The organism is Myxacorys chilensis (assembly GCF_059505265.1).
This window is the reverse complement of record NZ_JCACKG010000214.1, coordinates 19,559-33,798: the sequence shown is the minus strand read 5'-3', so window position 1 is coordinate 33,798 and position 14,240 is coordinate 19,559. Positions and strand designations below refer to the sequence as shown.

At 47.3% G+C, this 14,240-nt stretch carries 10 protein-coding genes; 7 read left to right on the top strand and 3 right to left on the bottom strand.

Going from position 1 to position 14,240, the window contains the following annotated elements; genetic code table 11:
• Window positions 1–247 precede the first annotated feature (247 nt).
• The 4 genes from AC5JLB_RS21515 (at window position 248) to AC5JLB_RS21500 (ending at window position 6,435) form a co-directional block, all read left to right on the top strand.
• The gene (locus tag AC5JLB_RS21515) at window positions 248–2,458 is read left to right on the top strand and encodes an AAA family ATPase (RefSeq protein WP_495875870.1); all 2,211 of its coding nucleotides are present in this window, start codon (window positions 248–250) and stop codon (window positions 2,456–2,458) included.
• 505 nt (window positions 2,459–2,963) lie between these two features.
• A complete protein-coding gene (locus tag AC5JLB_RS21510) occupies window positions 2,964–3,707 on the top strand; it encodes a hypothetical protein (RefSeq protein ID WP_495875869.1) in 744 nt (247 codons plus the stop codon).
• 316 nt (window positions 3,708–4,023) lie between these two features.
• Complete coding sequence (locus AC5JLB_RS21505; RefSeq protein WP_495875868.1) at window positions 4,024–5,064, top strand: chemotaxis protein CheB; 1,041 nt, start codon at window positions 4,024–4,026, stop codon at window positions 5,062–5,064.
• Window positions 5,065–5,217: 153 nt separating this feature from the next.
• Complete coding sequence (locus tag AC5JLB_RS21500; RefSeq protein WP_495875867.1) at window positions 5,218–6,435, top strand: Crp/Fnr family transcriptional regulator; 1,218 nt, start codon at window positions 5,218–5,220, stop codon at window positions 6,433–6,435.
• Window positions 6,436–6,511: 76 nt separating this feature from the next.
• Here the strand turns inward: AC5JLB_RS21500 and AC5JLB_RS21495 are convergent, their stop codons facing one another.
• A complete protein-coding gene (locus tag AC5JLB_RS21495) occupies window positions 6,512–6,769 on the bottom strand; it encodes a DUF1830 domain-containing protein (RefSeq protein ID WP_495875866.1) in 258 nt (85 codons plus the stop codon).
• Window positions 6,770–7,133: 364 nt separating this feature from the next.
• Here AC5JLB_RS21495 and AC5JLB_RS21490 point away from each other — a divergent pair, with 364 nt between their 5' ends.
• The 3 genes from AC5JLB_RS21490 (at window position 7,134) to AC5JLB_RS21480 (ending at window position 11,991) form a co-directional block, all read left to right on the top strand.
• Window positions 7,134–8,474, top strand: coding sequence for a PAS domain-containing sensor histidine kinase (locus tag AC5JLB_RS21490; protein WP_495875865.1), 1,341 nt, complete (start codon window positions 7,134–7,136; stop codon window positions 8,472–8,474).
• 106 nt (window positions 8,475–8,580) lie between these two features.
• Window positions 8,581–9,594, top strand: a complete 1,014-nt coding sequence (locus tag AC5JLB_RS21485; RefSeq protein WP_495875864.1) for a chemotaxis protein CheB — start codon at window positions 8,581–8,583, stop codon at window positions 9,592–9,594.
• Between the two features lie 528 nt (window positions 9,595–10,122).
• Window positions 10,123–11,991 carry a CheR family methyltransferase gene (locus tag AC5JLB_RS21480; RefSeq protein WP_495875863.1) on the top strand — a complete coding sequence of 623 codons (1,869 nt, stop codon included), beginning with the start codon at window positions 10,123–10,125 and terminating at the stop codon, window positions 11,989–11,991.
• Window positions 11,992–12,092: 101 nt separating this feature from the next.
• On the opposite strand, the gene AC5JLB_RS21475 is transcribed toward AC5JLB_RS21480, so the two are convergent.
• Both AC5JLB_RS21475 and AC5JLB_RS21470 read right to left on the bottom strand, forming a co-directional pair.
• Window positions 12,093–12,968 carry a CheR family methyltransferase gene (locus tag AC5JLB_RS21475; RefSeq protein ID WP_495875862.1) on the bottom strand — a complete coding sequence of 292 codons (876 nt, stop codon included), beginning with the start codon at window positions 12,966–12,968 and terminating at the stop codon, window positions 12,093–12,095.
• A 188-nt stretch (window positions 12,969–13,156) separates the two neighbouring features.
• Window positions 13,157–14,188: a glycoside hydrolase family 43 protein gene (locus tag AC5JLB_RS21470; protein WP_495875861.1), complete on the bottom strand. Its 1,032-nt coding sequence runs from the start codon at window positions 14,186–14,188 to the stop codon at window positions 13,157–13,159.
• Between the last annotated feature and the right edge of the window lie 52 nt (window positions 14,189–14,240).

Genomic DNA, 14,240 nt, shown 5'->3' with positions numbered 1-14,240 from the left:
CAGCTTGCTGAATTCAGGTAGGGTCAACTTAGGATCATGGATTAAATAAAATCGGATTTACCCTCACCCCAACCCTCTCCCGCAGGAGAGGGAGCAAGACTCTGGTTCTCCTTCTCCTGCGGGAGAAGGGGTTAGGGGATGAGGGCAACCCGGAGCTATGCAAGTGTTGGAGTTATTCAATCCACGATCCTTACTTCTAAAGTAAGCAAAGGAGAAAGCTTGCAGTGCTACAGTTTATTTTTCCGTTGTGACAGCCTTCCTTAAGCCCGTGGATCTATTTGACCTGCCTCGCTCCCGCGCTTCTGAAGAAGCCCCGCTTGCCGCTCGAATGCGGCCCAGAACGATCGATGAATTTATTGGACAAACTGAGATCGTCGGTCAAGGACGATTATTACGCCGCGCCATTCAAGCGGATCAATTGTCTTCGCTGATCTTTTCCGGCCCACCAGGAACTGGAAAAACCACGATCGCACAAATTATTGCCAACACTACGAAGGCTCATTTCATTGCGATCAATGCGGTTCTTGCAGGCATCAAAGATATTCGAGATGCGATCGCGACTGCTCAAGAACGATACCGACAATCCAATCAGCGCACGATTCTCTTTGTCGATGAAGTCCATCGATTTAACAAAGCGCAACAAGATGCGCTGCTGCCGTGGGTAGAAAATGGAACCGTTATTCTGATTGGAGCGACGACCGAGAATCCTTACTTTGAAGTCAACAAAGCGTTAGTCAGTCGATCGCGCATTTTCCAACTCAAACCACTCACGTTCGATCACCTGAAGCAAGTGGTTGAGCAAGCGTTGCGCGATCGCACTCGTGGCTATGGAACTTTAGATATTGCTCTTGATCCAGACGCGCTTGATCATCTGGTGAATGTTGCGAATGGAGATGCACGATCGCTTCTTAATGCGCTGGAACTTGCTGTCAAAACGACACCACCGAACGATCAAGGTGTCATTCATCTCACCATGACGATCGCGGAAGAGTCGATCCAGCAACGCGCCGTTCTGTATGACAAAGAAGGCGATGCCCACTTTGACACGATTAGCGCCTTCATTAAAAGCTTGCGTGGTTCTGATCCAGATGCAGCGATGTATTGGTTAGCGCGGATGGTGTATGCCGGAGAAGATCCGCGATTCATCTTTCGTCGCATGTTGATTTTAGCGGGCGAAGATGTGGGACTCGCTGATCCGAATGCGATCGTGGTTGTGAATGCCTGTGCCGCCGCGTTTGATCGGGTGGGAATGCCAGAAGGTCGCTATCCATTGGCGCAAGCAGCACTGTATCTTGCAACTGCACCCAAATCAAACAGTGTAATGGGCTTTTTCGATGCGCTATCTGCTGTGGAGCGAGAACGCGAAGCAGAAGTACCGCTGCATCTGCGCGACTCGAATCGCGATCGACAAGGGTTTGGAGATGGAGCAGGCTATCTCTATCCGCACTCGTATCGAGAACACTGGGTCGCACAGCAGTACTTACCCAGCAATTTGCAAGGCCAAGTGTTTTATCAACCGTCAGATCAAGGATTTGAAGGCTCGATTCGAGTCAAAGTGCAGCGCGATCGCGAGGCGCAACTTGCGGCATTGATTGAAGGAATCGGAATTGAGATGCCTGAAACTCTCACGGTGAGTCCTGCCAATTCGAGTGTAGATCGATGGATAGCTCGCTCACTTGGTCAAGTGGGGGAAACGCTGGGGAAGGTTCGCGATCGCATCTTTACGATCGCGCAGCCGCAGCGCCATCATGTGATTCTTGATTTGAATGCAGGTAGCGGTTTGCTCGTGTGGGAAGCGATTCGTCAAGTTCCTGAAGGGGGTGTGTATGCTCGTGTGCAAAGTGAGAAAGACTTTGCGGCATTGAGTGAGCAAATGCAGTCCTTGCCAGAACTATCTCGTCCGATTCTGGTGCAAGCTTTGCCACAGTCCATCCCATTCGATCGCATCATTGGACGAAATGCCCTTCAAGCTGAGGTTGATAAAGCGGGTGCGATCGCATCACTCGCATCGCTGATGACAGCAAACGGGCGAATTGTATTAGCAGAATCCGTTCCACGAGTTGCCCAGCGATTGTATCAACTGGCTGATCCGTCTTGGGTAAACGCGAAACTGTATGCTCTCTGGCAGCAAGCCGAGGAAGCAATTTACAGCCAATCTGTAGATCCCAAGCTGAATTGGACGACCCAAGACTTGCACTCTTATTTTGAGCAAGCAGGATTCGAGGTCGAGTTGCAAACCGAACAAACCCAAACCGAGGTATATCTATCGGAGTCGTTAATTGATCGTTGGTTTACCTCCAACCCAGATCAACTTACCTATGCAGATCACCTCGCTCGCGTGTTGTCCCCCACAGAACTCGCCCAAATTCAGCGGATTTTCTTGACTCGATTGACCAATCAAACGGTGATTTGGAACAGTCAGACAGCGTGGATTCAAGCCAGAAAACCCACGTCCTAAATTTCTCCATATCAAGACTTACGTACTGGTGACATCAAGACACTGACCTTACATCAAGACACTGACCTTAAACGACACGAACCTAGACTTAATTACAGAAGCAATCTTCCTTACGACAGAAGCAACTCTCCTTACGGCGGAAGCAACCCTTCCTTACGTCGAAAGCGATCTTTCTTACGTCGAAAGCAACCCTTCTTACACCAGAAGCAACCCTTCTTACGCTAGAAGCAAGGTTCGTTACGGCGGAAGCAACCCTTCCTTACGTTGAAAGCAATCTTCCTTACGTCGAAAGCAACCCTTCTTACACCGGAAGCAACCCTCCTTACTGCAGAAGCAACATTCCTTACTCCAGAAGCAACATTCCTCACCATAGGCACTCTGTTTGTAAAGACCTACGGCTGCACTGCAACATCTGTAATGATTTGCGTAAGTTCCATACCTACTCCCTGATCGCAAAACCAATCGCTAGAATCAAACTATATCCTGCTGATTGAGTGAAAGAGCGATGTTAACTTGCTTGACGAGGTCTTGGATTCGGACGGGTACAATTAGCGCCCTGTGTAACTCTGTAGGAATCGCTGCACTTGTAACCACCAGCCTCTTAAGTTCCCCTGCGCTGAGCGCCGATCGCAACCTTGGAAAACTCGCTGCGCAAACGTCTACATCGGGGCTGCCGATCGTGCGATCGTCGATCTTGCAGCCAAATCTGCGAGTGCCGTGGTCGCAGCCTGTGAGAGTGATTGATCCGTTTGAGGGAGAATCGCTCGCTGTCTTCGATCAAAATTATTTTCCGCGATCGTTCCGCAATACCAATAGTCAAGTCAAGGTCGTTAGTCTGTGGAAGCCTGACTCGGTGCGTGTTCTATTGGCTTACAGTGGACGAGAATGTGCGATCAGCGCAGAGCGTAACTTCGGAGGACTCGCTCGGCATTCATTCCCGTTTCATCGTCGGTTACATGCCTCAAGGTTTGGATATTATCCATTTGGATATTTTTATGATGACTTTCCCGATTCTATTTGCGTTGCCAATAACGGCGTTCAAAAGATTACCGGGCTATCTGTCAAAGCGGGCGATCGCGTTTTTCAGCTTCAGAACAAAAATGGGCAGTTTTCAATCAATCCAGAATTAGCAACGGCGCTCAGGAATGCGCCCCAGGATGTTCAACTAAGAGCGATCGCAGATAACGGCGAAGTCGTGGATAGTGCAATCGGTCAAGGAACTGTCAAAGCGTGGAGAAGCATTTACTGATTCGCAAATAGATTTGTTTTGCAGTTGAGAACCTTTGTGATGAGAATCTCAGTTGTGTTTTGGGATTATCTCAAGGCGCGATCGCAGGACGTTCTTCTGTAGGATTTGTAGATGTTAGAGTTAGCATGACATCTTGCTGATAAAAATCATATTTCGGTAAGCATTTGAATGGCAAATTAATTGTTTTATTTGCGCTTAATCATTCCGAAGATGCAGATTAGAGGGTGCTATTCTCGTTTACAAAACTTACAGTTACAAACACAGACCGTTATAAACACAGGTAAAGTACAAACACAGAAAGGATTAGAAGAAGTTTATGCCTGGACACGACATTATTGTTATCGGAGCTTCAGCAGGCGGACTCAAAGCACTCGGTGTGATCGTCAGTGCTCTGCCTGCTGATATAGATGCTGTTATCTTGATCGTTCAACACCTCGATCCCAATCGAGTGAGCATAATCCCCGACATTCTGACAGAGGTAAGTTCCCTGCCAGTATCTCACCCAACGGACGGAGAAAAGCTTCAACCGGGGCGAATTTATGTTGCGCCGCCCGATTATCATTTGTTGGTGAATCAAGGATATGTACGGGTCGTGCGCGGACCTCAAGAAAACCGATTTAGACCCGCCATTGATGCGCTGTTTCGTTCTGCTGCCCGCGCTTACGGTTCTAGGGTAGTAGGAGCGGTGTTAACCGGCTTTCTCGATGATGGCACCGTAGGACTGCAAGCGATCAAGAAACGGGGCGGAGTTGCGATCGTACAAGACCCGAAAGAAGCAGAATACCCCAGCATGGTGAAGAATGCCTTGCGATTTGTTAAGGTCGATCATTGCCTACCGCTTGCCGAAATTCCAGCCCTCCTTGTCCGTTTATCTACTGAAGCCGCAGAGCCGCAGGAAGCGTACCCAGTGACTAAAGACATCGAAGTTGAATCTAAAATTGCTGAACAGCAACTGAACACCCAGGAATTTCTGGAAAACGTTGAATCGATTGGAACTCGGACAAGCTACACCTGCCCTGAGTGTAACGGGAGCATTTGGCAGATTGGTGACGAAGATCCGCTCCGGTTTCGCTGTCATACGGGACATTCATTTACAGCCGATTCCTTCCTATCTGAGCAAACGCAGAATTTAGAAAATGCGCTTTGGTCAGCAATTCGGGTGATGGAGGAAAAGGTCACATTTTCGCGCCAAATGGCAGGGCGAATGAAAGGTCACAACTTGCAAAAGACAGCCCTGAAATATGAGAATCATGCCAAGAGCTTGGATGAAGAAGTGTCATTGATTCGAGGAATTATTCTTGGTGGCTTTTCGACAAAACGCATGGCGATCGAAGATGAGAAAGGAGAACTTGTATAATTACAAATTTAATTTTTGTAAGATTACTTTACTTTATTGCACATCAACTAATCTCAAGTCAGGTAATACAAGAAATCTCTATTAGGGTGAATACCAGAGTTGAGCGTATTTTTCTATGCTTAACTCTAAGTAGCTAGTCGAGGGGACAAACTCATGTACGACATGGATTTATTGAACAAGCAAATTCAAGTCATTCATGGGCAGGTTTTAGGACTGCATCAGTTGTCGCCACAATCGAAAAGTGTAACAACTGATGTACTGCCGATCGCGCTAAAAGAATTGGGGCTTGCTTCAGAAGAATTGCAGGTTGCTGTAGAAGAATTAACCCGCCAAAACGAAGCTCTTACCGTCGTTCAACACGAAGCAAATGCCGCGCGATTTCGCTATCAAAGCTTGTTTGAATTTGCTCCCGACGCACTAATTATTACTACACTTTCTGGAGCGATTCAAGAAGTGAATCGGGCAGCGGCAACCCTGTTCGAGCGCCACATGCTTTATCTGATCGAAAAACCTTTAGTCAGTCTCGTTACCCTCGACGATCGCACTGCCTTTCGTAACATTCTGACTCAGATTAGTCAGCAAGATGGCTCAGCCAATGGGCAGCGAAATCGGGCACAGTTAAGCGTTCGGTTGCAGCGGCGGCAGCAAGATTGGTTTGAGGCAGGGTTGACCGTCGATGTGATTCGCAACGACCAAGACGAACCGCTTTTATTGCGGTGGCAGGTGCAAGATTTAAGCAGTCGTAAGCGATCGGTTGCGGCGTTAACTCAGGCAAGTTCGGATGTGTCGAAGTTTCGCTCCTGCGATCGCTACCGCAAAGGAGAAGTGATCCCCGTTGAGCCGCAGACCCTTTGGCTAGTGAAGCAAGGCATTGTGAAGCTGACCACGCTCTCTCGATCCGGCGAAGAAATTGTGGTGGGCTTAGTGGCCGAAGAACACGTGTTTGGAGCATGTTTGACGGCGCTACCGGTCTATCAAGCGATCGCGCTTTCAGATGTGGAGCTAGTTGTGATTCCGGTTGCAGAAATAGCTCAATCGGTGGAACTAACTCAAGCGCTACTCCCGCGTATTATGCAACGGCTACAGCGCGCGGAACAGTTTTTGATGATGCACGGACATCTGCGCGTGCAAGAGCGGTTCAATCAGTTGTTGCGCTTGCTGAAAGAAGAGCTTGGCGAAGCGGTTCCTGCATCTGACGACACTTTTACAGGGAACAGGCCCGGAGTTCGGTTAAAGGTGAAACTCACACATCAAGATTTTGCCAGCGCTTGCTGTACGACGCGAGTAACGATTACCCGCCTACTCGGACAGCTTCAGCAGCAAGGCAAACTTTATTTCGATTCCTATAATCATTTGATTATCAGAGATTGAGGATTGGGGTAGTGTGATAGAGCCGTGGTTGGACAATGAAGCGGATCAACAAGTCTCCAACACTACCAACCCAAATTCAGCGATTCAACGTGCGAAGTTTTAGCGAAGTGCAATCGATCGTATCTTCCATAACTGCGGTAATTGGTTTCCCGTCGTGGATTTCAAGCTTAGCTCCAGTTGGGGCATGAAACAAAAGATACTGACTAGGAAACACAACCCGCTCATAATACCAATTGGGAATATTTGTGATTCTCACAATTTGAAGTTGACGAGTTTTATTTTTGTAGCCATAGATACTCTCAGAACTGTCCTGAGTTAGATAGTTTTGTGTCATGAATCGTTCTGAAATAAAAACAAATTTTTGCAAAAGGCGTTTTAGCCAGGCATCAACTAAGGTAGCAACTACGGAGGTATTTCCTGGTCTGTCCTAAGAATCAAGAACTTTTAATTAAAGCTGTATCAGTAAACACCAGCAAACGTAAAGATTGGGGTTTTAGTCCAATTCTTCAGAATTTAAACAGATAAGAATCTTCACAATGTTCGCTAATAAATGTTCGCTAATATGAGTATCGAAATATGCCGCTCTCTGCCCAACCATAGATGCAGAAAGGAAGTTCATATTGAAGGATAGTAAAATAACCCCAAATTCGTCTGCCTGAAGCGGATAAACTTTGATAAAATTCTAGACTTACATGAGAATGAAAGTTGAAAGCGGCTTGTTTGATCAGCAAATTCAGGCAGTCCACCAACGCGCCAAAATCATCGATCAGGCAGTCAAAAAAATGCCTGGAGAACACTCACAAATTTTGGTGGACTGCTTAGAAGAACTTCATGTGTCGCTAGAGGAACTGCAAGTTGCTCAAGAAGAAATTCGTGAACAGCAAAATAACATTTTAGAGGCTCAGCACATCATTGAGGCAGAGCGGCAACGCTATCAAGAGCTATTTGAATTTGCCCCTGATGGCTATTTAGTTACCGATCAATTTGGTACCGTGCGCGAGGCAAATCGGGCAGCCGTAGAACTGCTAAAGGTTAGCTCCAAACATCTCATCGGCAAACCGCTCCTCACCTTTGTACCTGAGGAAAATCGCCAAGCATTTCGTGCGATTCTGAATCACCTTCCGGTCTTGAGACGAATTCAAGAATGGGAAGTGCAATTGCGTAGCAGAGAGCAAAGGTTCTTTGAAGCCGCCATTACGGTGGAAACTGTACGCAATGACGGGCAGACCATTGGGCTGCGGTGGCTGATTCGGGACATCACGGAGCGCAAGCAAGCCGAAGAACAACTGCACCAAACAAAGTTACAAAACGTGCAACTGATCGAAGCCGATCGCCTTAGACAGCAGTTTATGGCAACAGTCACGCATGAGTTACGCACACCGATGAATGCGATTCTAGGATTTTCTGATTTGCTGATGCGTCAATTTCGCGCTCAGGGTCAGGTTCGTGAGATCACGATGCTAGAACGGGTGCTGAAAAATGGACAGCACCTGCTAATGCTAATCGAAGACATTCTAGATTTCTCTAAACTGCAAGCGAACCGATTAGAGCTCAACTTACAAGCGGTTGATGCAAGCGAATTGATAAGCGCGATCGTTGAGGAACTGCAGCCTTTGGCAGATCAAAAACATATACAGTTGCAGTTTTGCGTACCGTCGGCTCCTATTGCGATCGTAAATGACCCCCTACGGGTGCGTCAGATTGTGATTAATTTGATTTCAAACGCCATTAAATTCACTGATGTTGGACGGGTTTTTGTAGAAGTTTTAGAATTACCTGAAGGACGCTTTGCGATCGTGGTGGGTGACACTGGAATTGGCATTGATACTGCCGATCAGTCTCAAATTTTTCGCGAATTTTGGCAAGTGAATCAAACCAATACTCGATCTCAAGGCGGTACGGGGCTAGGCTTGTCGATTACCAAGGCTTTAGTCGAACTGATGCAAGGAGGAATTTCAGTCGAAAGTCAACTCGGAGCGGGAACAACCTTCCGAGTCGAGCTTCCGTGCCGAATCCCAGTGAAAAATCAGCTCTCTTAAAGGAAGACATCTCAGGAAGGATGAGCGATCGCTTAGATCTTGCTAAATTGAATTACCGACTAATTGAATTACCAATCATCGACAGGTTGCTAACTTAAAGGATTTTATGCTTGAGCGCAACATTATTGTTGTTGGTGCTTCGGCGGGTGGGGTCGAAACACTGAGCCAACTTGTCAAAGCGCTTCCTGCTGATCTGCCTGCTGCCGTTTTTGTGACGTTGCATTTTCCGTCCTATGCGACGAGTATGTTACCGCAAATTCTCAACCGTTGCCATACGTTGCCCGCCCTGCACGCGAACGACGGCGACCCCATCGAGCCAGGACGAGTTTATATTGCTCCGCCTGACTATCACTTATTGCTAGACAATGGCCACATTCGCCTCGATCGAGGCCCGCGAGAGAATGGGCACCGTCCGGCGGTCGATGTCATGTTTCGATCGGCAGCGCAATCGTATGGGCAGCGAACGATTGGAGTAATTTTGTCGGGAATGTTGGATGACGGCACAGCCGGGCTGAAACTGATCAAAGCTCACGGTGGGGTTGCGATCGTGCAAGATCCCAACGAAGCCTTGTTTGACGGAATGGTGACCAGTGCAATCAAAAATGTGAAGGTTGACGCTATCTTGCGGCTCAGTGATTTAGCGGCTCAGTTAGTTGTTTTGAGCCAAAATCCTGTTGAAAAGGACACTCCAATGTCTACTAACCTAGAACAAGAAGCCGAAATCGTGGCACAAAGCAAGGCAAAGTTAGAACAGGGCGAGCATCCTGAAACTTCACCTTCAATGGTGACGTGCCCTGACTGTGGCGGGGTGCTGTGGGAGCTGCGAGACAATGGACTCATTCGTTATCGATGTCATGTCGGACACGCCTATTCGAGCGATAGTTTGCTGTCTGGACAAACCGACTTGGTTGAGGCATCGCTTTGGTCGGCAGTGCGGGCGCTTGAAGAAAAAGCAGCTTTAGCAGTACGCATGGCAAAACAGGCGCAGGAGCAAAAACGAATGTATTCAGAAGCGCAATTTCTCCGACGCGCCGAGGAAGCTCGGCAGCAGGCGAATGTTGTGCGTGGAGTTATTGCTACGCAAATTGAGCCAATGCAGCAGGTGAAGGATGAGGGATGAATACTAAAAGAATGATGATCTTATCAGGGGTCATAACGAAAGAATGATTATCTTGTAGTAGAGAGGTAGCATTCGGCGTTGCACAATTACGGGATGAATTTGCCCTCTTACCCCCAATTTTGAGGGGTTTTGAACTCATGTAGTTTTTCCAGAGTTGAGAGATTTAAGGGGTAAACAAGATTCAAATCAATAGGTGATTCATCCCCACACTTAGCAACGTTCAGAATCAATTGCATCCCTCGTTGTACAAAAATTCTAAACTGTCTTATCTTCATTCCTTGTTGGGAAGCGTTGCTGTATGCGTCTGTTTCATTTGCAGGCGAAGCCTCTTTCACGGGTACCTGCAATTCGTTGCCTATGCAATTAATTTTGCGCAAGTGTGAACAATCAAGCGTGAACAATCAAGTGTGAACAATTTAGTTAGAGCTAAACCCTAGCTAGGTGGTTTTTTCTGCGCTAACAACCCGACGTTTAATCTGGTATCTTTGCCTTTTGCCAGAGCAGCCAAATCCTTGACTTTTTCATTCCATGACAAACGCCAATAGCCAATCTGAGTTTGAAGTACTTTTAGAGTATGTAAGACAGAGCCGAGGGTTTGACTTTACAGGCTACAAACGCTCTACCCTAACGCGCCGTGTGCTGAAGCGAATGCACGCCATCAATATCGAAAGTTATGGAGATTATCTTGACTATTTAGAAGTTCACCCAGAAGAATTTAATATTTTATTCAACACTTTATTAATTAACGTCACTGCATTTTTTCGCGATCGCCCTGCATGGGACTATTTTTCGAGTGAAATTATTCCTTGCATCATGTCGCGCCGAGAACCCAACGAACAAATTCGCATTTGGAGTGCAGGCTGCGCGTCTGGAGAGGAAGCTTATACTGCTGCAATGGCGATCTCCGATGTGATCGGAACTGAGCAATTTCGCGATCGCGTCAAAATTTATGCGACCGATGTTGATGAAGAAGCGTTGGCTCAAGCGCGGTTGGGGGTGTACTCGCCTGACAAGCTAAAAGATCTGTCGGATGACCAATTAGCGCTGTATTTCGAGCAGTCAAACGATAAATATAGCTTTCGTAAGGATCTGCGTCGATCGATTATTTTCGGTCGTCATGACTTAATTCAAGATGCGCCAATTTCTAGACTCGATTTGTTGATCTGCCGCAACGCGTTAATGTATTTCAACGCAGAAACGCAAGCCAGAATTATTAACCACTTTCATTTTGCGCTACGCGATGAAGGATTTCTATTTCTCGGTAAAGCCGAAACGCTGCTGTCGCACAGTAGCACGTTTGCGGTGATTGATCTAAAGTGCCGCATCTTTAAGAAAGTACCAAAGTTGAATCTGCGCGATCGCATGTTAGTCATGTCAAAAGCAAGTGGCGGTACCGTGGTAGAGCGCTCCTCGCATCAGATTCGTCTGAGAGAAGCGGCGTTTGATTCGGGTGCTTTGGCTCGCTTAGTGATCGATGCGAACGGGGCACTGGCTTTGGCAAACCAACAGGCGAGAAGCCTTTTTAACCTGTCTACCCGTGATCTCGCTCGTCCGTTGCAAGATTTAGAACTGTCTTACCGCCCGGTAGAACTACGATCGTGCATAGAACAGGTCTATCAGCAGCGGCGAACCGTTAATGTTTATGACGCCGTTTATCAAACTGCTCTAGGCGAAACCATTTACCTAGATGTGCAAGTTTCGCCGCTGTTTGATCCGTTAAGTCGAATTTTGGGCATCAGCATTACGTTTATTGATGTCACCTGCTACAAGCGACTGCGAGAAGAACTCGAACACTCGAACCAAGAGCTAGAAATGGCCTATGAGGAATTGCAGTCTGCCAATGAAGAGTTAGAAACGACAAACGAAGAACTGCAATCGAGTAACGAAGAATTAGAAACGACAAACGAAGAACTGCAATCGAGCAACGAAGAATTGGAAACGATGAACGAGGAATTGCAGTCAACCAATGAAGAATTGCAGACGTTAAACGATGAACTTGAGCAACGCAGCAAATCAACCAATCAGGTCAATACCTTTCTGGAGTCGATTTTGTCGAGTTTGCGCGATGGAGTGGTCGTTGTCGATCGCAAGTTGGAGGTACAAATCTGGAATCACAAAGCCGAAGATTTGTGGGGACTGCGCACCGAAGAAGCTGTAGGACAGAATTTTGTCAATCTTGACATTGGGCTTCCGGTGGCTCAACTGCTAGAAACAATTCGAGAATGCTTAGCGCAGCGAACACCCGAAGCGCTTAAGGTAACGCTGGAGGCGATCAATCGTCGCGGTAGAACGATTCACTGTTACGTGAGTTGTAGTTCGCTGATAGGGACGGAACCCCAACCGCAAGGAGTGATATTGCTGATGGAAGAGCGCGAAGAAGGTGGCAGCGGAGCTTGAGAGTGCCGAACCCGCTTGAGAGTAGAAACTTTAGAGCGATCTCCCCTTTGGAGCTTGGCAGAGCCCATTTCTCTGAAGTTGCGCTCTGTGCTAACCGCAACTCATCGAGGTCGCTTAAACGCTTTGATGAACAGATGTGGACTCAGATATTCCTTTGGTAGTTTGGTGTAAGCATGATGATTAACATTGAGCGTCTTGAAGAGTTGCAATTGGCTCGGCACTATTTCTGCTTTGCCCAAGAAGAGAAAGCCACGGTCTTTGAGACTAAAGTGAAAGCGAACCAATACTTTTGTCTGTGCATCGACATCGAAATAAATTAGCGTATTGCGGCACACGAGCAAATCAATCTTCGACATGGGCGCATGTTGAACCAAATTATGCCGATGAAAGGAGATTGCAGTGCGTAAGTCTTTACGAAACTGATAGCGATCGTTACTCTGTTTAAAGTACTGACTGAGCAGATGGGGAGGAATTTGAGTCACTTCGCGCTCAGAATAACTGCCTTGACGAGCTTTCTCAAGTGCATCATCGTCAACGTCTGTAGCAAAAATGTGGACTCGCTGGTTGAACTGTTCGATTCCCAGTGCTTCAGCTAGAACGATCGCTAAGGTATATGTTTCTTCCCCAGACGCACAACCCGCACTCCACACCCGAATCGGCTCATCGGGTTGCTTAGTCGCCCGAATGCGAGGAATGATTTCTCGATAAAGGTAGTCCCACGAGTCGCGATCGCGGAAGAAGTAGGTGTAATTAATTTCAATCGCGCTAAAAAGATGTGTAAATTCTTCCTCAGTGTCCTCTAAATAGCTCAGATATTCGCTGTAGTTCTCGATACCAAGCTGGCTCATGCGGTGTTGCACCCGCCGCTCTAAGCTAGAACGTTTATAGTCTGTAAAATCAAAACAATGCTTCCGTTTGATGTACTCCAGGAGTACATCAAACGGAAGCATTGAGGTTGTAGAATCATTTTCTATCACAACAGGAAATTATCTGACTGAAGAACGTTCTTCGCAAGTCCATACAAGGACTAGATTAGTCGAATGAACCTCAGTGTCATCTAGCCGCAGGACTAAACTAACAAACCTATAAATAGAAAAAATAACTATAGACGCAAAACTATTCTTCTAATTAGGTTGGAGAATGGTTTTGCCCTCGCTACCACGTCTTAAAGAAAAACAGTTTGCACGGTCCACGTTGGACCGTTGCATCGAGGTCCATCTGCCGTCCAAATCAGTTTATCTAGGCAGATTCGACGGGCAGTTTTGCTGGTATCCCACGCATGGTAAACAATATACTCCGTTTGTCCGTCAGGGCCGACCACAATTGAGTTGTGACCCGGACCCAGAACCCGGTCTGGAAGCGATCGCAACACTCGCGCCCCTGTTTCATTTCCTGCATCCGAGTAGGGACCCATGACACTATCGGCAACGCCATAGTCAACGCCATAGTTTTCAGTTTCCCACCGTCCGCCACTATAGAAGCAGTAATAGAGATCGCCGTGTTTCCGAACACAAGCACCTTCTAAGGTGTGCCAATCATAAATGCCCCCGTACATCGGACGGTCTTTTAAGAAACGCTGCCAGTCCGATCGCGATCGCAGCACAACGGTTGCTTCTCCAGCTAGCTTGGTCATGCCGTCAAGTCGGTCAACCATGAGCGCTGTTCCTGCCCTGACTTCTGCATCCGCATCTAGAAAATCGCACGCATAGAACAAATACCATTGCCCATCATCATCTCGAAAGGGATGTGGATCGATCGCAAACGGATAAGCTTCGAGATCAAGTAATGATTCTCCTAAGTCTTGATAGGGGCCTAAAGGACGATCGCTCTTAGCAACTCGTAACTGATGCTGTTTATCCTCGTGCCCAACCGAGTAGTAAAGATAAAACACGCCATCTGAGTAGGCCACTTCAGGTGCCCAGAAGTCATTGCCCAAAGCGGAATCGGGACGAATGAGCGCATTGCCTGCAAACTCCCAAGTTACAAAATCTTCGGAGCGCAGGAGGGGAAAAACGCGCCGTTCGCCAACCTCATCGACTGTTCCTGCGGCTTCAGCGGCACTCGTCCCGATCGCATAGTAAACGCCTTCATGTTCCCAAGCAAATGGATCAGCAAAGTAGCCCGGATAAACCGGATTGATGTAAGTGCGGGCTTCCTTTGGTAATGTAACTGGCTCAGTATCCAAATCCGACATCATGCTTCTCAACTGAAGTGGCAAGCGTTTCTTCGATCTTAATTCTCGAATTTTA